This is a genomic window from bacterium, from assembly GCA_026398675.1.
Taxonomy (GTDB): Bacteria; RBG-13-66-14; RBG-13-66-14; order RBG-13-66-14; family RBG-13-66-14; genus RBG-13-66-14.
In genome coordinates this window covers 1-18,356 of sequence record JAPLSK010000344.1, presented here as the reverse complement: position 1 = coordinate 18,356, position 18,356 = coordinate 1, and the positions used below count along the sequence as shown (strand labels likewise).

General features: G+C 64.7%; 22 protein-coding genes and 1 rRNA gene. 5 read left to right on the top strand and 18 right to left on the bottom strand.

Going from position 1 to position 18,356, the window contains the following annotated elements; translation table 11 throughout:
• Window positions 1-995 (bottom strand): 16S ribosomal RNA (locus NTW26_10410); the annotation flags it as partial.
• Window positions 996-1,438: 443 nt separating this feature from the next.
• On the opposite strand from NTW26_10410, the gene NTW26_10405 reads away from it, so the two are divergent.
• The 4 genes from NTW26_10405 (at window position 1,439) to NTW26_10390 (ending at window position 4,853) form a co-directional block, all read left to right on the top strand.
• Window positions 1,439-1,837, top strand: coding sequence for a hypothetical protein (locus NTW26_10405; GenBank protein MCX7022662.1), 399 nt, complete (start codon window positions 1,439-1,441; stop codon window positions 1,835-1,837).
• A gap of 77 nt (window positions 1,838-1,914) precedes the next feature.
• Window positions 1,915-2,406, top strand: coding sequence for a hypothetical protein (locus tag NTW26_10400; GenBank protein ID MCX7022661.1), 492 nt, complete (start codon window positions 1,915-1,917; stop codon window positions 2,404-2,406).
• Between the two features lie 89 nt (window positions 2,407-2,495).
• Window positions 2,496-3,521 (top strand): MraY family glycosyltransferase, encoded by a 1,026-nt coding sequence (locus tag NTW26_10395; protein ID MCX7022660.1) that lies wholly within the window; start codon window positions 2,496-2,498, stop codon window positions 3,519-3,521.
• A gap of 51 nt (window positions 3,522-3,572) precedes the next feature.
• Complete coding sequence (locus tag NTW26_10390; GenBank protein ID MCX7022659.1) at window positions 3,573-4,853, top strand: FAD-dependent oxidoreductase; 1,281 nt, start codon at window positions 3,573-3,575, stop codon at window positions 4,851-4,853.
• Between the two features lie 208 nt (window positions 4,854-5,061).
• On the opposite strand, the gene NTW26_10385 is transcribed toward NTW26_10390, so the two are convergent.
• The 17 genes from NTW26_10385 to lnt all read right to left on the bottom strand — a co-directional run bounded on the left by NTW26_10385 (window position 5,062) and on the right by lnt (window position 17,501).
• Complete coding sequence (locus NTW26_10385; GenBank protein MCX7022658.1) at window positions 5,062-5,703, bottom strand: hypothetical protein; 642 nt, start codon at window positions 5,701-5,703, stop codon at window positions 5,062-5,064.
• Window positions 5,704-5,804: 101 nt separating this feature from the next.
• A complete protein-coding gene (locus NTW26_10380; GenBank protein MCX7022657.1) occupies window positions 5,805-6,116 on the bottom strand; it encodes a hypothetical protein in 312 nt (103 codons plus the stop codon).
• 134 nt (window positions 6,117-6,250) lie between these two features.
• Entirely contained in the window at window positions 6,251-6,703 is a 453-nt protein-coding gene (locus NTW26_10375; GenBank protein ID MCX7022656.1) for a methylglyoxal synthase, read from the bottom strand.
• A gap of 161 nt (window positions 6,704-6,864) precedes the next feature.
• Window positions 6,865-8,307: a nucleoside-diphosphate sugar epimerase/dehydratase gene (locus NTW26_10370; GenBank protein ID MCX7022655.1), complete on the bottom strand. Its 1,443-nt coding sequence runs from the start codon at window positions 8,305-8,307 to the stop codon at window positions 6,865-6,867.
• Window positions 8,308-8,382: 75 nt separating this feature from the next.
• Window positions 8,383-9,384: a restriction endonuclease gene (locus tag NTW26_10365; GenBank protein ID MCX7022654.1), complete on the bottom strand. Its 1,002-nt coding sequence runs from the start codon at window positions 9,382-9,384 to the stop codon at window positions 8,383-8,385.
• A 2-nt stretch (window positions 9,385-9,386) separates the two neighbouring features.
• Complete coding sequence (locus tag NTW26_10360; GenBank protein MCX7022653.1) at window positions 9,387-9,962, bottom strand: class II aldolase/adducin family protein; 576 nt, start codon at window positions 9,960-9,962, stop codon at window positions 9,387-9,389.
• Between the two features lie 183 nt (window positions 9,963-10,145).
• Window positions 10,146-10,391, bottom strand: a complete 246-nt coding sequence (locus NTW26_10355) for a DUF2769 domain-containing protein (protein ID MCX7022652.1) — start codon at window positions 10,389-10,391, stop codon at window positions 10,146-10,148.
• 236 nt (window positions 10,392-10,627) lie between these two features.
• Window positions 10,628-11,590, bottom strand: a complete 963-nt coding sequence (locus NTW26_10350; protein ID MCX7022651.1) for a DMT family transporter — start codon at window positions 11,588-11,590, stop codon at window positions 10,628-10,630.
• A 125-nt stretch (window positions 11,591-11,715) separates the two neighbouring features.
• Window positions 11,716-12,807 (bottom strand): hypothetical protein, encoded by a 1,092-nt coding sequence (locus NTW26_10345; GenBank protein MCX7022650.1) that lies wholly within the window; start codon window positions 12,805-12,807, stop codon window positions 11,716-11,718.
• 41 nt (window positions 12,808-12,848) lie between these two features.
• The gene (locus NTW26_10340) at window positions 12,849-13,145 is read right to left on the bottom strand and encodes a hypothetical protein (protein ID MCX7022649.1); all 297 of its coding nucleotides are present in this window, start codon (window positions 13,143-13,145) and stop codon (window positions 12,849-12,851) included.
• Window positions 13,146-13,446: 301 nt separating this feature from the next.
• The gene (locus tag NTW26_10335; protein ID MCX7022648.1) at window positions 13,447-13,836 is read right to left on the bottom strand and encodes a hypothetical protein; all 390 of its coding nucleotides are present in this window, start codon (window positions 13,834-13,836) and stop codon (window positions 13,447-13,449) included.
• Window positions 13,826-14,125: a hypothetical protein gene (locus tag NTW26_10330; GenBank protein ID MCX7022647.1), complete on the bottom strand. Its 300-nt coding sequence runs from the start codon at window positions 14,123-14,125 to the stop codon at window positions 13,826-13,828. The genes NTW26_10335 and NTW26_10330 overlap by 11 nt, the downstream gene beginning before the upstream one ends.
• A complete protein-coding gene (locus NTW26_10325) occupies window positions 14,115-14,663 on the bottom strand; it encodes a hypothetical protein (protein MCX7022646.1) in 549 nt (182 codons plus the stop codon). Before NTW26_10325 ends, NTW26_10330 begins: the two co-directional genes overlap by 11 nt.
• The gene (locus NTW26_10320; GenBank protein ID MCX7022645.1) at window positions 14,660-15,055 is read right to left on the bottom strand and encodes a hypothetical protein; all 396 of its coding nucleotides are present in this window, start codon (window positions 15,053-15,055) and stop codon (window positions 14,660-14,662) included. The genes NTW26_10325 and NTW26_10320 overlap by 4 nt, the downstream gene beginning before the upstream one ends.
• Before the next feature lie 38 nt (window positions 15,056-15,093).
• Window positions 15,094-15,393, bottom strand: a complete 300-nt coding sequence (locus NTW26_10315; protein ID MCX7022644.1) for a hypothetical protein — start codon at window positions 15,391-15,393, stop codon at window positions 15,094-15,096.
• Window positions 15,383-15,736, bottom strand: coding sequence for a hypothetical protein (locus NTW26_10310; protein ID MCX7022643.1), 354 nt, complete (start codon window positions 15,734-15,736; stop codon window positions 15,383-15,385). Before NTW26_10310 ends, NTW26_10315 begins: the two co-directional genes overlap by 11 nt.
• A 16-nt stretch (window positions 15,737-15,752) precedes the next feature.
• The gene (gene lnt / locus NTW26_10305; protein MCX7022642.1) at window positions 15,753-17,501 is read right to left on the bottom strand and encodes an apolipoprotein N-acyltransferase; all 1,749 of its coding nucleotides are present in this window, start codon (window positions 17,499-17,501) and stop codon (window positions 15,753-15,755) included.
• A gap of 378 nt (window positions 17,502-17,879) precedes the next feature.
• Here lnt and NTW26_10300 point away from each other — a divergent pair.
• On the top strand, window positions 17,880-18,356 hold a 477-nt coding region (locus NTW26_10300), incomplete at its 3' end, for an MBL fold metallo-hydrolase (GenBank protein ID MCX7022641.1).

The following is an 18,356-nucleotide window of genomic DNA, read 5'->3' as shown; positions in this document are numbered from 1 at the left end:
AGGTTCTTCGCGTTGCTTCGAATTGAGCCACATGCTACACCGCTTGTGCGGGTCCCCGTCATTTCCTTTGAGTTTCAGTCTTGCGACCGTACACCCCAGGCGGGGCACTTAATGCGTTAACTCCGGCACCGGGGGGGTCGTTACCCCCGACACCTAGTGCCCATCGTTTACAGCGTGGACTACCAGGGTATCTAATCCTGTTTGCTCCCCACGCTTTCGCGCCTGAGCGTCAGTGTGCGTCCAGAAAGCCGCCTTCGCCACCGGTGTTCCTCCTGATATCTACACATTCCACCGTTACACCAGGAGTTCCGCTTTCCTCTCCGCCACTCTAGCCAGGCAGTATCGAAGGCAGTTCCCAAGTTGAGCTTGGGGATTTCACCTCCGACTTACCTAACCGCCTGCGCGCCCTTTACGCCCAGTGATTCCGGACAACGCTCGCCCCATACGTATTACCGCGGCTGCTGGCACGTATTTAGCCGGGGCTTCCTCTGGAGGTACCGTCAGTGCGCCGGGGTATTATCCCGTCGTACCTTCTTCCCTCCTGACAGAGCTTTACAACCCGAAGGCCGTCTTCGCTCACGCGGCGTCGCGTCCTCAGACTTTCGTCCATTGGGAACTATTCCCGCCTGCGCCTCCCATAGGGGACTGGCCCTTGTCTCAGTGCCAGTGTGGCCGTACACCCTCTCAGGCCGGCTACCCATCGCAGCCTTGGTGAGCCGTTACCCCACCAACTAGCTAATGGGACGCGGGCCCCTCCCGACCCGGCAGCTTGCAAGCAGAGGCCACCTTTGACCGTCGGCCATCCGACCGACTGCCACATTCGGTATTAGCTCCCGTTTCCGGGAGTTATCCCCAGGATCGGGGCAGGTTACCCACGCGTTACTCACCCGTTCGCCACACTACTAGGATCCCGAAGGAACCGTTCGCGTTCGACTTGCATAAGCTTAAGCACGCCGCCAGCGTTTGTCCTGAGCCAGGATCAAACTCTCCGAAGTGAAAGAAAAGACGCATAGCGTCTTATCATCGGGTCATTTTGTTGGGCCCGAAGGCCCACCTGGCGCATCACCAAACCAAAACCATCGGAACGTTCGAGTAGTACTCGGGCTCGGGGTCAAAAAACCCCGTGCCCACCTACCAGCTTTCAAAGAACATAGCACCTTCTTCGGGCTTTCGGTAAGCGCCTGTGCGCTCCCGCGTGCTATTCGCGCCCTCGCCTACGGGGCTCACCCCACAGGCGCGGTGTAAGTTACTACATGTTCGCCTCGATGTCAAGGGGGAAAGTCGTCAAGCGTCGGGGAATTCCACCGCGGTCCCCGGATTCACCCGGGACGGGCATCCCCACGTTAAACTAAGTATTCCGGCCCCGGAATGTAATTTTTTACTTGCACTCCGGGTCCAGGTTTGATAGTAATAGAGGGAAATTGAGAGGGCACGGGTCATGGAACTCCTCGACAAAATCCGCTACCTGGTCAACCGCGACGACGCCACGGCCTTCCTGGCCACGGGGGACCCGCAGGACGCCCGCCTCGAGGTCTGCATCATGAACTCGGCGCGGATGCACGCCGACGACACCATCACCTGCGCCCTCGTCGCGGCCCCACACACCTACGAGAACCTCTTGAAGACCAAGAAAGGCCTCCTGGTCGTGCTGGGACCGGCCAAGGATCCGCGCCACATATACGGCGCCCGCGTCCACCTCGAGCTCCTCGCCGACTTCACCGAGGGCGAGGAGTACCACGAGATGCAGGAGTTCGTCAACCAGTACTTCGGCGACTATCCCGTCAGTCATCGCCTCCTCTTCCGCGCGGTGAGCGCCGAGCCGAGCTGGGAAGTCTGAACCGGGTCGGGAAGGCAAGGGGCTTAAGCCCCTTGTTCCAACGGGCGGGATAACCGCCCTTTTTCTTGGAGGAACGGATGGTGAGAATTCACCTCGCATTATTTACCGCCCTCGGCCTCTGTCTGGCCCTCGCCTCCTGCGGGGGGGAAAAGACCGACGAGGAGAACGCCCAGGGGGAAGCCGCTATCGAGGAGACGCCCGCCCCGTCCTACGCCGTCGGGGACACAGTCTGGGCCACCTACTTCGACCCCCGGTACGTGACCGCGCTCAACTGGGAAAAGACCACGGTGGTCGCCTTCGAGGGCGACACCGTCACCGTGGAATTCCAAGGCTTTTTGAACGAGGGCGAGCGGGATACCCGGGGCGTTGACTGGATTTACCCCTACGTGGAGGTCTGGAAACCCGAGAAAGCCGTCCCCGGCGCAACCGTGGTCGTCGAGCCGCCGGGTACCTCCTTCGTCGCCTACCCGGGCGTCATCCAAGGAGTCAAGGAGGGAACCTATACGGTGGGGTACGAGGTGGACGGCGTCCCACACACCGACGACTTCGCCCTGGCGAAGCTCCACTAGCGGACCGTCGCCGGGCACCGAACACCTTGAAACGGCCCGGCCGTTGAGGTATAGTTGTAAGGCTCTTCCGGACCGGGGAGCCCGTTAAGGTGAGCCCGACCCTGCATCCGGCAGTCACATTCGCCGTCTCCTTCGCCGCCGGGCTTCTGTGCGTCTTCGCCGCGCGGGTGGTCGCCCGGCGCTGGAAAATCCACAACGAGCCCAACCCCATCGTCGAGACCCACACCCATCCGGTACCCTACCTCGGGGGTATCGGCGTCTTCATCCCCTTCCTCGTCCTCCTCTTCGCCTTTTTCGACGCGCCCTGGTGGGTGGTCCTGTTGGCGGCGGTGGCCGGGACGCTGACCTTCCTGGGCACCTTCGACGACCTCCGCCCGGTGAGGGTGATGGTGAAGTTCCTGCTCGAGGTGGCGCTCATCGCCATCTTCTATCCCCTCTTCGTCCACGTGCTCGGCCTGCGCATGGACCTGGCGCTCATCATCCTGGGCGTGGTCGGCATCGTCATCCTGGGTAACGGCTTCAACCAGATAGACGTGCTGGACGGCCTGGCCTCGGGGGTGAGCTTTTTTATCTGCCTGGCCCTCTTCGTGATGTACCAGTCACCCTCCGCCTCGGGGACCCTGGAGGCCATCGCGGTGGCGCCCTTGATCCTGGCCGGCCTCATGGGGGGGGTTTTGGCCTTCAACCGCCCGCCGGCCACCATCTACCTGGGCGACGGCGGCAGCCTTCCGCTGGGTTTCGTGGTCAGCATCTTCCTCTCCATCTGGATTTTCGACGCCTACCCCTGGAACGTGCAGGAAATCGTGGTGGCCGCCGCGGTCATCAGCCCGGTCATTTTCGAGGTCCTCCTGGTCTCCTACCACCGTACCAAGCGCGGCTGGTCGGTGTTCCAGGGCTCGCCGGACCACTTCGCCCTGCGCCTGGTGCGCGCCGGGTGGAGCGTCCCCCGGGTGCTGTTGACCGCGCTCTCGGTGTGCGCCGTCCTGGCCGCCTCGGTGGGGCTCTTGTGGCTGCCCGCGCTCTACTCCTGGATTTTCGCCGGAATACTTCTGGTCTTTTACGGCGTGGCGTTTTGGCGGCTCTCGAAGATACAGGTCCCCGCGATAACCAAGTAGGTCCGCCCGTCACCGCGCGACCGGCCGAAGGCGGCCGTTTTTATTAAAAAGATGAATCCTGTCATCGTCATCGGGGCCGGTCTGGCCGGACTGGGCGCCGCCCACCGTCTGGGCGGGCGTGCCGTAATATTCGAGGCCGCCGACCGCGTGGGCGGCATCTCGCAGACCATCAGCTACGACGGCTTCAGCTACGACCTGGGGCCGCACGTCCTCTTCTTCCGCTCGGCCGCCAGCCGGGAGTTCTGCGAGCGGCTTCTCGGGGGCGAGTGGACGCGCCAGCCCCGCCGCGCACGTATCCGCATCGGAGAGGAGCTCATCGAGTACCCCATCCAGGAGGGCTTCGTCCGGTCTCGGGTCTTGAAGAGGCGCTACCTGCCGGGTCTGCACCGCGCCGGGAGGGCCGAGCCCGCCTCGCCGACCTTCACCGAAATCGCCCGCGCCCAGTACGGCGAGGCCCTGGCCAGGGAGTTTTTCACCGACTATAACGCCAAGCTCTGGCGCTACCCGCTGGACGGGATGGACCCGGAGTGGGCTCGGAAATTTTTGCCAAAATTCCCCCGCCGCGGCCTCTGGCTCGTCTCCCTGGGCTTCACCCCCAGGCGCGGACCCAACGCCGGTTTCAACTACCCGCGCACGGGCGGCATCGGCGCCCTGGCCCGCCGCATGGCCGACACCGTCCCCGGCGAGCTCCGGCTGCGCACCGTCGTGAAGCGCGTCCACACCGGCGAGCGCTGGGTCGAGACCGGCGACGGCGAGCGCCACCCCTACGGCGCCCTGGTATCTACCATCCCCCTGCCGCGGCTCGCCAAAATCGCCCTGGACCTGCCCGCGGAGCTGGTCGAGGGCGCGAAGGATCTCCCCTGCGTCGGCACCGCCTTCATACACCTGGGCCTGAAGAGGCCCCGGCCCGGAGACGATTCGCACTGGGAGTATTTCCCCGACCCCGACCTCGCCTTCCACCGGCTGCACATCCCGGAGAACTACGCCCCAGACATGGTGCCGGAGGGGCGCGGCTCGGTCGTGGCCGAGGTTTCCTACATCCACACGGAGCGGCCGGACCTCGACGCCCTCACCGGCCGGGTCGTCGCGGACCTCGTAAAAATCGGGCGCATCGGCGGGGAGGATGAAATTATCGCCCGGGACGCGCGCGCCTTCCGCTACACTTACTCCTTCCAGACCACGGCCGCCGAGCGGGTCCGCCTGGCCCTCCGGGACGAGCTGGCCCGTCGGGGGGTTCACCTGGCCGGGCGCTACGCCCGCTGGGAGTACCTCCACATGGACCAGTCCATCGTTGGGGGCTTCGAGGCCGCCGACGCCTGCCTGCTGCCTTAATCCGCCGGGGAGGGTGTCCACACCCGCCGTGCGCTTAAATGTAGGGCGGGGACTTCAGTCCCCGCCGCTTTCACGCCTCGCCCCTCACCCCAACCCGTAGGCGAGCCTCCCCCTGGAAGGGAGAGGGAGACGCGGCCAGTTTGGCGGAGTAATCCCACCAAGGCATAAAAAAGACCGGCCGGGGCCGGTCTTTCCATTCGTCGGCGGATTAACGATACAGCGCCTTGATGTAGCCGAAGGTCATCATGCAAATCTCCCCGGGTTTCGTGCCGCCCAGGAAAACCGCGGCATCGGCGATGTCCCCGATCTCCCGCCACGAGCCCCTGAAGTACTCCCAGGCTTGCGAGCCGTCGGAATCGCCCTGGTGGACCGTCATGTTGCGGCAGTTGCTGGCGTCCTGTATCTGCCAGGCGACCCAGTAGGTGGTCCCCGAGCGGGCGTAGAAGTAGTCGGCGGGATTCAGCGAGATGGACGCAGAGTAAACCCGGAACGCGCCCATCGGGTCACCCGCCACCGTCACGTCCACGTCCCGCGCGGGGATGAACGCCTCCCACACCGGACCTTCGCCGAGGGTATCCGCGAAAATCTCCAGCCTAAAGCCGGAAAATGACACCGTTCCCACCCCGCTGCTGACGAACTGGCACACGAACGTCTCCACGGTGCAGTCCACCTCGGTGATGAAATCGTCCGCGATCCAGCGGTCGTTCGACGAACCGAACTGAACGCAGGTGTCGCCCCACGATCCCGGCAGGCCGAGCTGGTCCAGGAGCATATCGTCACGGGCCGCGGCGATCGAGGCCGCCAGGCAGACGACCAGCACCGACACCTTGATGATTGTTATCTTTTTCATCTCATCCCTCCGCCGTTAAACCTCAGGCATTGATCTTCATCGGTCGCCCGGAGCGAATCCGTTCCGGGACCGACTGACATTCGCGGCCGGTCCCGCCGCGCCTACCACACGGCCCGCATGACACACCAGGGCGCGGGCTCCTCCACCTCCGTCAGGGTCCGCGACTGCTTCGGCTCCTCCGAGGTGAAATAGCAAACATCCTCGCCGGGGTTGCCTCCGCTGACCCACAGCTCCACCTTCCGCGGGTCCCGTTCCTCGTGCCAGCGCCGGAGGAAACCGGTCAAGTCCGCGGTGACCCACACCGGCTCCTCGGGCCACAACCCGTCGTCGCCCACCGCAAAGGTCGGCCAGGGCGGGGTCCGCCACATCCGACCGCTCGCTTCCCAATCGTCGTGAACCAGGAGGAAAACCACGTTGATTACCTTTCTTACGGTGGGACGTCCTCTTTCGGAGCTCGGCATCGAATGTCAGAGCAAATACCATACCCGCCAGTGTCGGTAAACGAAAAACCGCCCGGGGGGCGGCTTTGCGGGAACGGGATTGACCGTCAAGCTCCGGGCAACCGCTCGTCGTAGTCTATCACCAGACGGCGGTACTCCTGGTCCATCAGCGGGGAGGAGATGATGAAGTCGGCGCTGGCGCGGTTGCAGGCGATGGGCACGTTGTACACCACGGCTATGCGCAGGAGCGCCTTGACGTCCACGTCGTGGGGGTGCGGTTCGAGGGGGTCCCAGAAGAAGATGACGAAGTCCAGGCCGCCCTCGGCGATGAGCGCCCCGACCTGCTGGTCGCCGCCCAGGGGGCCGCTCTTGAACCGGAACACCGGGAGGCCGAGCTCCTCCGAGATGACGCGGCCCGTGGTCCCGGTGCCGTAGAGCTCGTGATGGGCCAGAACGCTCCGGTTGTAACGGGCCCAGGCGACCAGGTCGGTCTTGCGGTTGTCGTGGGCGATGAGGGCGATGCGCTTGCGCTCGGGAACGGGCACCTCGGTCTGGGACATAGGTCACCTCTCGAATCTGCTCCGGGCCGGAATCGCACCCCGGCGAAGGCGACCGCCGGCGAGTTCTTCTTCAATTCAAATTGAAGCACCAGTCTGAGAATCAAACGGTCAATCTGACGGGCGAACGTCTGTTCGGCCGCGGGGTGGATGGGAAACCGGCGTCAGAAGGCCGTGTCTGCGGGCTTCCACGTGGAATCGGGAACGATGCGCTTCACGAGGTCCGCCAACTCGTCGGTCTTCAACTCGACGGCGGCCTCGCGCAGACGGCGGATGACGTCCCACAGCTCGGGGTAGATGCCGTTGTGGCGCGCGAGTAGCACCTGGGGGTGGGGGCTGGGAAGGCGCTCCTCGGCGGCGGAGAACAGGCGTTCGGTGAGCCGTTCGCCGGGACGCAACCCCGTGTAAACGATGGGAATCTCGTCCAGGGTGTAACCGGAGAGCTCGATGAGCATCTTCGCCAGGTCCTTGATGCGCAAGGGCTGACCCATGTCGAGGACGAATATTTCGCCGCCGCGGCCCACGGCGGACGCCTGCAGCACCAGCTCCACCGCCTCGGGGATGGTCATGAAAAACCGCTCCATCCGCTCGTCGGTGACGGTGACCGGGCCGCCCCGTTCGATCTGCCGCCGGAACAGCTCCAGCACGCTCCCCCGGCTTCCCAGCACGTTGCCGAACCGGACCGAGATGAAATTCGTGTCGGGATTGTCCCGGTTGGCGAGATAGGCGACCACCTCGCAGACCGCCTTGGACGCCCCCATGGCGTTGCACGGCTCCACCGCCTTGTCCGTGGAGATGAGGACGACCTGGCCGACGCCGTGCGCCGGGGCCAACTCGGCCAGCGCCAGCATGGAGCTCACGTTGTTGGCGAAGGCCTCGCAGGGATTCTCCTCCATGAGCGGAACGTGCTTGTGCGCGGCGGCGTGGAAGATTATCTCCGGGGAGTGCACTTCGAGAACCCTGGCCAGCCGCGCCTTGTCCCGCAGGTCCACGATGGCGCTCACAATCTCGCAGGTGGGGCTGCAACGGTAGAGGTTGTGAAAGGTGTCGAAGATGGAGTTCTCGCCGTGGCCCAGGAGGATGAGCTTGGCGGGTTTGAAGGTGGCGACCTGGCAGCAGATTTCCTCGCCGATGGAACCGCCGGCCCCGGTGACGAGAACGGTCTTGCCGGAGATGAACCGGCTCACCAGGTCCAGGTCGAGCTCGATGGGCTCCCGGCGCAGGAGGTCCTCCAGGCGCACGTCGCGCACCTGGGTCAGGGCGGCTTCGCCGTGGATGACCTGGAACAGGCTCGGCAGGACGCGGAAGGGGACATCGGCCTCGTCGCAGAGCTTGGAGACCCGGCGCACCAAGGCGCCCGAGGCGCTCGGTACGGTGATGAACACCTCCTCGGCCCCGGTCTCGGCGACGAAACGCGGCAGCTCGTCAATGGTCCCGAGAATTGGCGCGCCCTCGATCTCCCAACCGACCTTCTCCTCGTCGTCGTCCAGAAAGCCAACACAGATGTACCTGTGCGCGGCGTTGTGCAGGATCTCGCGGGCGATCATCCGCCCCGCCTCGCCCGCTCCGCACACGAGCACCTTCTTGAACTTGCGTCTCGGCGACAACCCGACTCCTTATATCCTACGGTCACCCTGTCGCGGCCCGATTCCTCATCCAGGGACCGGTCAACCTGCACGCACCTATTCGGGGAAGAGGGCGAGGCGCAGGTTCAGACGGTCTTTAAGCTCGGTCGGTAAGTCGTGGTACTTCTCGGTGAGGATGTCCACGAGCTGGCGGCCGTTGATGAGGCCGATCCGTTTGAAGCCCTCCCGGGTAGCCTCCTCCCAGGTATTTTTTGCGTAGCCGGCGGTGGTGATGAAACAGGCCTGTGAGTTCTCGGGGACGGCTCCGCGGAAATCCCGCACCTGCTTGGCGCTGATCCGAGCTTCCCGATGGTATCGCTTGCACTGCACTTGGAGTTCAACCCTGGCCATACCGAAGACATCCAAGGTTCCCACGGCGTCTATCCCGCCGTCCCTGGCGCGGCCCACGTGCTGGGCCTCGAAGCCCAGGGTTGAGAGAAGCTCGGTGACCAGGACCTCGAACTCCTCGGGGTCGAGCTCCAGGATCCGGTCCAGTACCGCTTCGTACAGCACGTCATGTGTTCGGGCATGGCTCGGTTTCTCCACCCCCAAAAGGGTTGCCGCCTTTTCAGGGTCTTGGAGAGCTTCAAACAACGCGGATGGGTCAACCTCTTCCATTACTGTGTAGAGAGTCAAAGAGGCGCGGAGGGTGTTCTGCATGGGAACCGACAGGGTGGAACGTAAAAGTACACGCTCCTCCCATTTGACATTCCGGCGATGAGGCATATTGCACTGGGGGTCTTCTTTTCGCTCGTAGTAATAATCACCGGCAATAGCCCCCACGCGGAGCCGTTCGGTATCCCGCTCCGGAGTCAGAATCAGGTCCCCCTTCTGTAATTCGGTAGCGAAACGCCAAAGCTGCCAGATGCAGTACGCCACAAGACGAGAACTCCTATCAGGGTGGGCGGCGGCGAAGTCACGTCGCAGAACTTCCTTGTCCTCCCCCTCGATGTAGGGTGTCAGGTCGGGCGAATCGAAGCCGATGGCCGCGTAACCACCCTGAACGAATGCCTCGGTGAATTCGCCGCCCTCAGCTCGGATACAATACAGGCTCGGCATGGCTACTCCTTGGAAGATTCCCAGCCCGGCTTGCGGCAGTCGGGTGACAGGCCCTTCGAGATGCACCACAGCCGGTCCAGCTCCCCCTCCGGCAACGGCGTCGCCCCGCCCAACGACAACGCCAGCCACGCTATCTTCGCGTAGTGCTCCACCGTCTCGAGGCGGTGGTAGGCCTGGGTGAGGTCCGCGCCCAAGGTCAGCACGCCGTGGTTGGCCAGGAGGAAGGCGTCGGCCCCGCCGAGGTGCTCCTCGATGGAGTGGGCCAGCTCCTCGGTGGCGAAGGGGGGATGGGCGTGGCAGACCGCGCCCACGTCGGGACGCCTGGAATATGCGAAGAGGTGCAGCTTGGCCTCGCTGGTGGGCCTCCCGCCACCTTCGATTTTACGGCCGGACTCGTCAATGACGACGACGTCGTCGGGCGTGAGGAAACCCTTGCTCACCCCGGCGGCGGTGACGGCGAAGAGCCCCCCGCCGAGCCGCACGGAGATGTTGCCGTCGTTGGCGGCCACCATCCCCCGGGCGTACATGCGCCGCCCAATCTCGATGATTGCCCGCTTGACTCGGTAAAGCTCGGGCAACTGCGCTCCTGGGTTCAATTCCCTAGTCCAAGGCGGAACCGACGAGTGGCATGGGATTCTACTCCCGCAAGCCGTTATGTGTCAATCCGAAACGGAATTTCCCGCGAAAACCGGCGGGGGAAGGCGAAAAAAAAGACCCGCCGAACCCATTCGTGTGTCGGTCCATCCCGCACTCTCCCCACCCTACCGGCCCAGTTGCTTCTTCTCCGAGCCGCGGGTGCAGAAGTAATCCCGCACGAGCCCCAGCTTCTCGATAATGGGGCACCCGCCGCAGATGCAGCCCAGCTCCTTTTTTATCTTCCGGCTCCGGCCGATGTTCGAAGAGCAGTAGCCGCCCCGCTCGCCGCACTCTACCCAACTCGGACACGAGCTGCAGATGCAGAGGGTGAGGACGATCCGCTGATCCTGCCCCTCTTTTTCCGGAACCATTCTTTCACCTCTGGGTCCGCTTAATATTCCGATGAAATTAATACGGCTTTATAGTACCAAACTCGCCAGATAACGTCAATCCTAATCGGCAAGATTGGCTACTTTAGTCTTCATCAACCAAGCCGCCCGGAACGTTACGGAGGCCGGATGTTCCAGGTTCCCGGTCCGCCGTCGGCGACGAAAAAAAGCCCCCTCGAAATCAGGGCTCCACGAAAACGCGCCGAGTGTGCTTCCATTTAATACCCATCCGGCTTTCGGTGACTCAACCGCGGGAGCGGCAAATCCCCGGCGGACCCGCCGCCCTTCACCGCCTCCCGGCGGGCGAGCAGCAGCACCACCCCCACGATGGTCAACGCCCCACCCGCGAGCTGGACCCACCCGGGCAGACGGCCGGTGAAGGACACGATCCAGACCAGCACCCAGAGCGACGTACTGGAACGGACCAGGTCCACCTTCCCCGCGTCCCAGCAGGCGAGCGCCAGGTAGTAGGTGACGATGCTCACCACGGGACCGATCAGGCCGCCGGCGAGGAGCATCAGCCAGTCCCCGCCCGATGAGGGCAGGCGGAAGTTTCCCGTGACCAGGGCGACGACGACGAAGCCCGCCGCCATGAGAACCGTCCGCCAAAAGCCCAGCGCCAGCGGGTCCACCCGTCGGGTCAGGTGCCGCCCCAGGAGGGTGTGCACGGCGTAGAGGAGCGACGCCGCGACCATCACCAGTACGCCGGCCACCGAGCCGCTCTCGTCGGTGTAGGTGATGACCAGGGCCCCGGCGACGACGAGGGCGCCGCCCAGAAACTGCCCGGCCGTGAAGCGCTCCCGGAAGATGAGCCGGCTGCCGATGACGGTGAAAAGCGGGGTGGCGTTGCCCGCGAAGGCGACCAGGTTGGGATCGGCCAGGGAGAGGGCGGTGAAGAAGAGCCCGGTTCCGACGGCCTGAACCAGGGCCAGAATGACCACCTGCATCCGCGAGCCCCGTGGGATGGCGAGCTTTTTCAACCGGCCGAGGACGAGGACCAGGATGACGTAGAAGCCCACCGCCGCGGCCATCCAGAGGGCGCCCATCCCCAGCACCCCGAGCTCGGCGGTCAAGGTGGGGATCATGAGGTACACGGCGGCGGGCACCGCCACGCCGGCCAGGGACCACCAGAAGCCGGCGCGGGGGTCGTCCCGCCACAGCGATTGTTCGGCGTCGGTCAAGGGCCGTCCCACGGAAGGAGTTGAACAAGGGGGATTCTATGATACGGGGGGTCCCGTTGGCGAGCGGGCGGAGATTTGAAAAAAGGCGGGGAATATAATCCCCGCCCTACGACGCGAAACTTCGGTTAGAAGCTCGCCTTGATGGCGCCCCAGGAGGTATCAACCACGTTCGAGCCATAATCGTCCGTGATCCAGTCGTCGAGGTCGTGGAACACCTCATGGTACACGGTATCCACATCGGCTTCATAAAAGCCTAGTGAGGCGGATTCGCCGGTTCCCAGCGGGTGAAACCAGGTGTCGAAGTCGAGGGTGAACGTTCCCGTGCCGCCCCCCGCGACCCAGGGCGTGAACGTTTCGGCCTCGTACAGGCTGCCGGGATTGGCGGCGGAGTCGCACTGCCAGTTCGCACCGGACATATCCCCCGCGGCGTGGTCGGTGTCCGTTTCCCACTCACCGGAGAGGCCGTGTTGGTCCTGATGCCAGCCGCCGTTCTCGAAGTCCTCGACGCCGTAACCTCCCGCCTGCAGGGGCAGGATGCTCTCCCCGTCGGCCGTGAGGTCCACGTTGTCCACCGCCCACCAGCCTTGAGTGTCCAGGTCCGTGGAGTACTCGAAGGCCAGGCAGCTCATGTTGCCGTACCTCATGTCGGTCACGTCGAGGTTCTGGTGGTCCGTCACGTCGTTAGATTCGCCCCAGGTGAAGATGTTGGTGTACTCGCCCTCGCCCCACACGCAGCCGGAAATTTCGATGTCGTGCATACGGAAGCCCTCGTCCACGCCGGTAGAGTCGGAGACCCACTTGAAATCAATCCGCAGGTCCCGGGTCCCGTACAGGCCGTCGAGCATGAGCTGTGCGGTGCGCGTGCCATCCGTGTCCTCGAATTCGTGGGCCAGGCAGCATTCGAAATCGCTGTCGTATACGTAGACCGTACAGTAGTCGCCATCGTCGGCGGACTCCTGTGAGTAATTTATCCTCATCAGAACGCCGTCGTAGCCATAGATGCTGATGGGATTGTCCGTGAACCCGCTGAAGGATAGATACGCGTTGTCGTTGGAGCCGTAGACGTTCGTGCCGTCCCTGACGCAGCCGACGAGGCCGTCCGAGATTAACCGCCAGTGGGCGTTGTACTCCGACGGCGGCTCTGGGCTAACGGAAACGGCGTTACCGGCCAGGCACACCGCGGCGGCCAGGACGGTGAAAAATACCAGGGTTTTCATCTCGTATCCTCCTTAAAATCAACAGAGCAGCCTTTTGCGGGCTACTCATCTACTATGTACAAAAGAATGTTACACACGGGGCTGTAACTACCATCCCATATAAACGATGTTGACCCCCACCACTTCGTTGTTGCGTTTTCGTACCCGCCGTCAACGGCGTAGTAACCGTAATTCAGTTCTTCAAGGGGGAAGCTGTAGTATCCCGTCTGCTCATCTGAAATATCGGTGTAGATGTAGTTATCGGGGGTGGAGAGCAAGCGCAGGCCTACGTTGGCTCCGTGCGCAATCCAGTAGGGAGGGGGGTTTTGGTTCTCAAGGAGTGTATAACCGTAGACCATCCACTCACTCTTGTCCGCCAGGGGGTCGTCATCCCCTGCCGACAGCCCGTCCGAGCACGCGGTCAGGGCGGCGAAGAGGAGTATTACCAGCCCCCCCCGAGTAACAGCGCCTTTCGCATTTCTTTACCTCCTTGGATGGGACTTATGTATTCCACCAAATAAACTAGCATATAAAAAGGGGGTTGTCAACCCGCCGACAAGAATAATAAAGACAAGGGGCTTAAGCCCCTTGTTTCTATGCGAAAGCGGCGGGGTTAGGAAACCCCGCCCTACATGTAAGCGCCCGGTGACAGCTCAACCGCTAACCGAAGGAGCCGGGCGGCGGCTTGACCTCCTCGGGGGCCTCCTCGTCGCGCAGGCTCTGGTTGCGCTCCTGGAGATCCAGGGCGATGTCGTTGAGCACCCGGGAGTACCGCTCGTCATTCTGGTGGAGCTCCAGGGAGTAGGCGATGTATTCATCCTCGGTGACGCCGTAAGCGTCCAGGAGTTTCTGCACCTGCTCCACGCGCCACTGCGCCCGGAGGGTCGGGTCGGAGGGGACGGATCCGCCCGGGCCTCCGCGCGTGCCCAGGAGGGTCAGGTCCACGGTGAGCTTGACGTAATCGCCTTCGTGGAACCCCCCGTCGGCGCAGCCCGTCGGAAAGAGGGCCGCGGCGAGAAGGATCGCGAGGGCGACGGCGCTATTTCTCATCGGCGGGCGGGACCCCCTCCCCGGGCGGGAGAAGCTCGGGGTGGTCGCGGCGGATGGTCTCCAGAACCCGGGACGCCAGGTCGGGGTCGGCAAAAACATCGAACTCGAACCGATCGTACTCGTCCTTCCCGACGCCCGCGTCCCGCAGAACCGCGTCCGGGTTCTCCCCGCGGGAGGCGGCCTCCAGACGGGCGGCGAGAAGGTCGGTGTAGGATTGCACGGTCAACTCCCCCTCGCAGGAGAGGAGGAGGAGGAGAAGAAGAAGGAAGGGCAGGATTCTAACGAGCATCGTCGGGGGCCAGCCCCTCGAGGCCGTGGCGCGCGGTGCCGGCGGCCCCACTGCCCATGGCGTCCATGGCGTCGGAGATGGCTTTCTCCACCCGTTCCTGCACCTCGGCGTGCTCGGCCACGTAGGTGGCGAAATTGTCCATATCGTTCATGGTGTAACCCCGGGAGGCCACCTCGTCCTCGACCCTCATCTGGATTTTGTCTTCGGCCAGCCCCTCGCCGGCCAGCTTGACGGTCAGGACCGAGATGGCGATGTAGGTCGCCTCGTCCATCCGGGGGACGGCGGGGCGGACGGAGGCGTGGAGGCTGCCGGTGAGCTCGGCCAGCTCATCGGGAGTCCGGGCGGCCTCGAAGGCGCGGACCTGCTCCGGGTCTATCCCGTGGCTCTCGTACACCGGCTGGAGCGGCTCCCCGTGGGCCTCGGCCAGGGCGATGTCCTTCATGAGCTCGACGTACTGCTCATCCGTTATCTCTCCCCCGCCGCAGCCCGCGGTGAACAGGAGGGCCAGCGCGGCGGCCAGGACACATACGATTCTCATGGGGTCTCCTCGGACGGGGTCGGTTCGATGGGCGGCGCGGGCTCCACGGGCGCGACCGGCTCTACGGCGGGCGCGGCCTCGGGCAACGCCTGGGAGTAGAGCTCGGCGAACTTCTCCCGCAGCTCCCCGCTCCGGTTCATGATCATCTCGACGACGGACGCCAGGTGCTCGGGGTCGTTGGACAGGGAGTCCTCGAACTTGTATACGTCTTCCGGAGTGACGCCGTTGTCGGTCGCCGCCTTCGCCAGCGCCTCGTCCACCGGCAGCTCGTCCTCGAGCATGTAGGTGGTCTTGGCCAGGATGACGGCGACATAGGTCTCGTCGTCCATGTCGGAGCCGCAGCCGGCGAGGAGCACCAGGAGAAGCGGCAGGAGGACGATGGGTATGCGCATTTGAAAGTCTCCCGTGAACGGTTGACCGGCTTGGCCGATCACTCCGGAGGTGGCGGGGTGAAGAGCTCCTCGGTCTCCCGGTTGATCCGGTCCTGCACCGCGCGGAGGTGGTCGGGGTCACCTTCGAGCTCGACCTGGTAAGTCTGGACGTCTTCGAGCGTAGTGTCGTTGGACTCGGCGGCCCTCTCGAGGGCATCCTCCGCGCTCAGCCCATCGTCGAACATGATGCGGAGCTGGTCTATGGAAATCTTGACGAAGAGGTCGTCGTCCACCGTCTTGGCGCACCCCCCGAGGGTCAGGGCGGCGAGGATCAGGGTGAGGAGGAGGCTACGGCTCATGGAGGTTCGGCAATCCTTCCCGTGGAACGCGCAGGTAGTGTCGGCCCCGGTCGGCTATCTCGGCGGCGACCTGCACGTCCCGGTCCCGGTCGCGGAAGAGCCACCGCGAGTACTCGTAGACCGATTGAGCGGTGGTGCCGTGGAGCCGGGCGGCCTCGGCCAGCGCCTCCCCCGGCGGCAGCCCCTCCTCGGCCCCCAGGCGCAGGCGCTCGACCATGACGGCGATGTACGCCTCGTCGTCCAGCTCGCCGCAGCCGGGCAGAAGAACCCCGGCGACGACCGCGAGGACGCCGAAGAGCCACACCGCCCCGCCCCGGTGGGACGCGCGTCCCGATATTATCATAAAGCCGCCGTGTCGTTCACGGACGCCGCCTCCTCCCGCGCCGCCGGTAGGTTTCCACGGCCGCATAAAGGGCGAGGAGGATAAAGGCGCCCAGCTCGGCCCAGGGGAGGGCGTCCCCCCAGAGCATGTAGGGGGTCGGCCCCTCGGCCCGGGGGATTTTCACCAGGACCACGTCCTCGGTGTCCAGGAGGGTTTCGTCGTGGGCGCGACCCCAGGGGTCCACCCACAGGCTCACCCCGGCGTTGGCCGCCCGCAGGACGGGGACGCGGCTCTCCACGGCGCGCAGGATGGAAACCTCGGCGTGCTGGTATGGTGCCGCGCTCTGGCGGAACCAGGCGTCGTTGGTGATGACCACGAGGAAATCGGCGCCCCGCCGGGTGTAGTCCAGCCCCATCTCGGGGTAGATGCTCTCGAAGCAGATGAGAAGGCCGAAGCGGGCGATGACGGGTTCCGCGGCCGACGGCGGCACCGGCAGCAGCTCCGCGGTGAGCTCGGGGCGCTCGGCGAGCGAGAAGGTCGTCGGGTCGTCGTCTGCCGCCGAGGCGTCCGGCGCGGGAATCGGCGCCGGACCGCGACCGGGCGTTACATCGAACAGCGGCATGCGACAGCCGATGTCGAAGTTGCTCGCCTTCGCGAGGATGCCCTTCAACAATTCAGAGTCCCGGCCGAAAGGGATGACCTCGGAGAAGGGGACGAGGTGGATTTTATAGTAGCGCTCCAGGGCCTTGGGATTTCCCGGCTCCAGGAGGACGGCGGCGTTGAAATGGCGCCCGGCGCCGCCCTCGCCCTCGTAATCCAGCGCCTGCGTCCCCACCAGGTGCCGGCAGCCCGATCGGTTCACCATCCCCCGCACCAGGGTGAACCACATCGGCGTGCGCTCCAGGTAGCAGTTGGCCGACGACTCGGGCCAGACGACGAGGTCCAGGTAATCGGAACCGGCCTTTTCGACGGCCCGCTCAACCTGATGCTCGTAGATGCGGTAGGTCTCGCCCGAGGTGACGAAGTAGGGGGTCCACTTCAGGTCCTGGGGGATGCCGCCCTGGAGAATCGCCGCCCGCACGGGCCGCTCGGGGTAGGTCGGCTCGCCGAGGGCCGCCAGGCCGCCCAGATGGACCGCCGCCGCCAGCCCCAAGGCCGCGGCGCCCCAGGGTAGAAGGGCCTTCCACCAGCTCCGGTCGCGTAGTCGGTCCACCGCCTCGGCCACGAGGGCGTTGAACGCTATGACCACAGCCGAGACGCCGTACACCCCGAAGAGCGACGCCGTCTGCACCGCCAGGAGGTTGCGCGCCTGGGAGTAGCCGAGGGCGAGCCAGGGAAAGGCGTAGAAGCCGAGGCACTTGACGTATTCCGTGGCGCCCCAGGCCAGCGCGGCCGCGATCCAGTACGGCAGGCGGGGGACGTTCCGCCGGATCAGGGCCAGGACCAAGCCGCCCAGCCCCGAGTAGAGCGCCATCAGCACCGCGCTCAGCAGGAAGCCCGGCACGGTGATGGGCGCCAGCCAGTAGAAGCCGAAGACGTTGACCAGGAACGAGAAGACGAACCAGTGCCGGAAGCCCTGTCCCGGCGTCAGGTCGCGGGAGGCGATGAAGAGCGGGACGAGGGCGAACCAGGCCAGGCCGTAGACCCCGGCCATGGGGAAACTGAGGACGTAGAGAGCCGCCCCGAGCGCGACGAGGCCTATCCGCGGGTAGAGCCCCAGGGGCTTCCGCCCGATCCGGCCGTCGAGCCGGCCTTCGTCCAGGGTAGGTAAAACGCCTTCTCTCACGGGGTTGAAGTGTATAAAAGGACGACCGGCTGGTCAACCGTCTGTAAGGAAACAAGGGGTTTTACTGGGGCATTACTCGCTTCGCTCGTTTCGGAAAAGCCGGGTTTGACTACCGCCCCCGCTGCGGCTACAATTTGCCGGGGGCGTAGCTCGCTTCGCTCGGTTCACCTGCTCGAAAAACTTGGACGGGGGCAAGGGGTTTCGCCAGAGGCGTAGCTCGCTTCGCTCGGTTTGCCAGGGGCATAGCTCGGTTCGCCGGGGGCGTAGCTCGCTTCGCTCGGTTCGCTCGGTTAAACCCCTTGTCTCCCCCATTGGAAGCCGAAGGTGAGAGCTCTAGAACTCGTCAGCCCTTCCGAAATACGTCTCTGGAGCAGGACCGTGGAACTGACCATTCTCTCCGACGGCCGCTTCAGGCTTGACGGCGGCGCCATGTTCGGCGTGGTGCCCAAGGTGCTCTGGTCGCGTGTGGCGCCGGCCGACGAATCCAACCGTATCCGGCTCGCCGCCACCTCCACCCTGGTCCGCACCCGGGGGAAGAACATCCTCATCGAGACCGGGATGGGGGACAAGTGGAAGGGCGGGGAGAGGGAGATGTTCGCCGTGGAGCGGCCGCCGACCCTCCTGGGCTCCCTGGCCGAGCGGGGGCTCGCGCCGGAGGAGATAGACTACGTCATTCTGACCCACCTCCACTTCGACCACGCCGGCGGGGCCACGCGGCGCGATGCGGACGGAAGGCTCGTCCCCACATTCGCCAACGCCCGCCACGTGGTCCAGAAGCGCGAGTGGCAGGCGGATCTCCACCCCAACGACCGCAACCGGGCCAGCTACCGCTCGGAGAACTTCCTCCCCCTGAAG

What these genes read in the sequence shown, in the direction of transcription:
- NTW26_10405 (MCX7022662.1), top strand. Translation starts at nt 1,439, where the DNA reads ATGGAACTCCTCGACAAAATCCGCTACCTGGTCAACCGCGACGACGCC.
- NTW26_10400 (MCX7022661.1), top strand. Translation starts at nt 1,915, where the DNA reads ATGGTGAGAATTCACCTCGCATTATTTACCGCCCTCGGCCTCTGTCTG.
- NTW26_10390 (MCX7022659.1), top strand. Translation starts at nt 3,573, where the DNA reads ATGAATCCTGTCATCGTCATCGGGGCCGGTCTGGCCGGACTGGGCGCC.
- NTW26_10385 (MCX7022658.1), bottom strand. Translation starts at nt 5,703, where the DNA reads ATGAAAAAGATAACAATCATCAAGGTGTCGGTGCTGGTCGTCTGCCTG.
- NTW26_10375 (MCX7022656.1), bottom strand. Translation starts at nt 6,703, where the DNA reads ATGTCCCAGACCGAGGTGCCCGTTCCCGAGCGCAAGCGCATCGCCCTC.
- NTW26_10365 (MCX7022654.1), bottom strand. Translation starts at nt 9,384, where the DNA reads ATGCCGAGCCTGTATTGTATCCGAGCTGAGGGCGGCGAATTCACCGAG.
- NTW26_10355 (MCX7022652.1), bottom strand. Translation starts at nt 10,391, where the DNA reads ATGGTTCCGGAAAAAGAGGGGCAGGATCAGCGGATCGTCCTCACCCTC.
- NTW26_10345 (MCX7022650.1), bottom strand. Translation starts at nt 12,807, where the DNA reads ATGAAAACCCTGGTATTTTTCACCGTCCTGGCCGCCGCGGTGTGCCTG.
- NTW26_10340 (MCX7022649.1), bottom strand. Translation starts at nt 13,145, where the DNA reads ATGGTCTACGGTTATACACTCCTTGAGAACCAAAACCCCCCTCCCTAC.
- NTW26_10335 (MCX7022648.1), bottom strand. Translation starts at nt 13,836, where the DNA reads ATGAGAAATAGCGCCGTCGCCCTCGCGATCCTTCTCGCCGCGGCCCTC.
- NTW26_10330 (MCX7022647.1), bottom strand. Translation starts at nt 14,125, where the DNA reads ATGCTCGTTAGAATCCTGCCCTTCCTTCTTCTTCTCCTCCTCCTCCTC.
- NTW26_10325 (MCX7022646.1), bottom strand. Translation starts at nt 14,663, where the DNA reads ATGAGAATCGTATGTGTCCTGGCCGCCGCGCTGGCCCTCCTGTTCACC.
- NTW26_10320 (MCX7022645.1), bottom strand. Translation starts at nt 15,055, where the DNA reads ATGCGCATACCCATCGTCCTCCTGCCGCTTCTCCTGGTGCTCCTCGCC.
- NTW26_10315 (MCX7022644.1), bottom strand. Translation starts at nt 15,393, where the DNA reads ATGAGCCGTAGCCTCCTCCTCACCCTGATCCTCGCCGCCCTGACCCTC.
- NTW26_10310 (MCX7022643.1), bottom strand. Translation starts at nt 15,736, where the DNA reads ATGATAATATCGGGACGCGCGTCCCACCGGGGCGGGGCGGTGTGGCTC.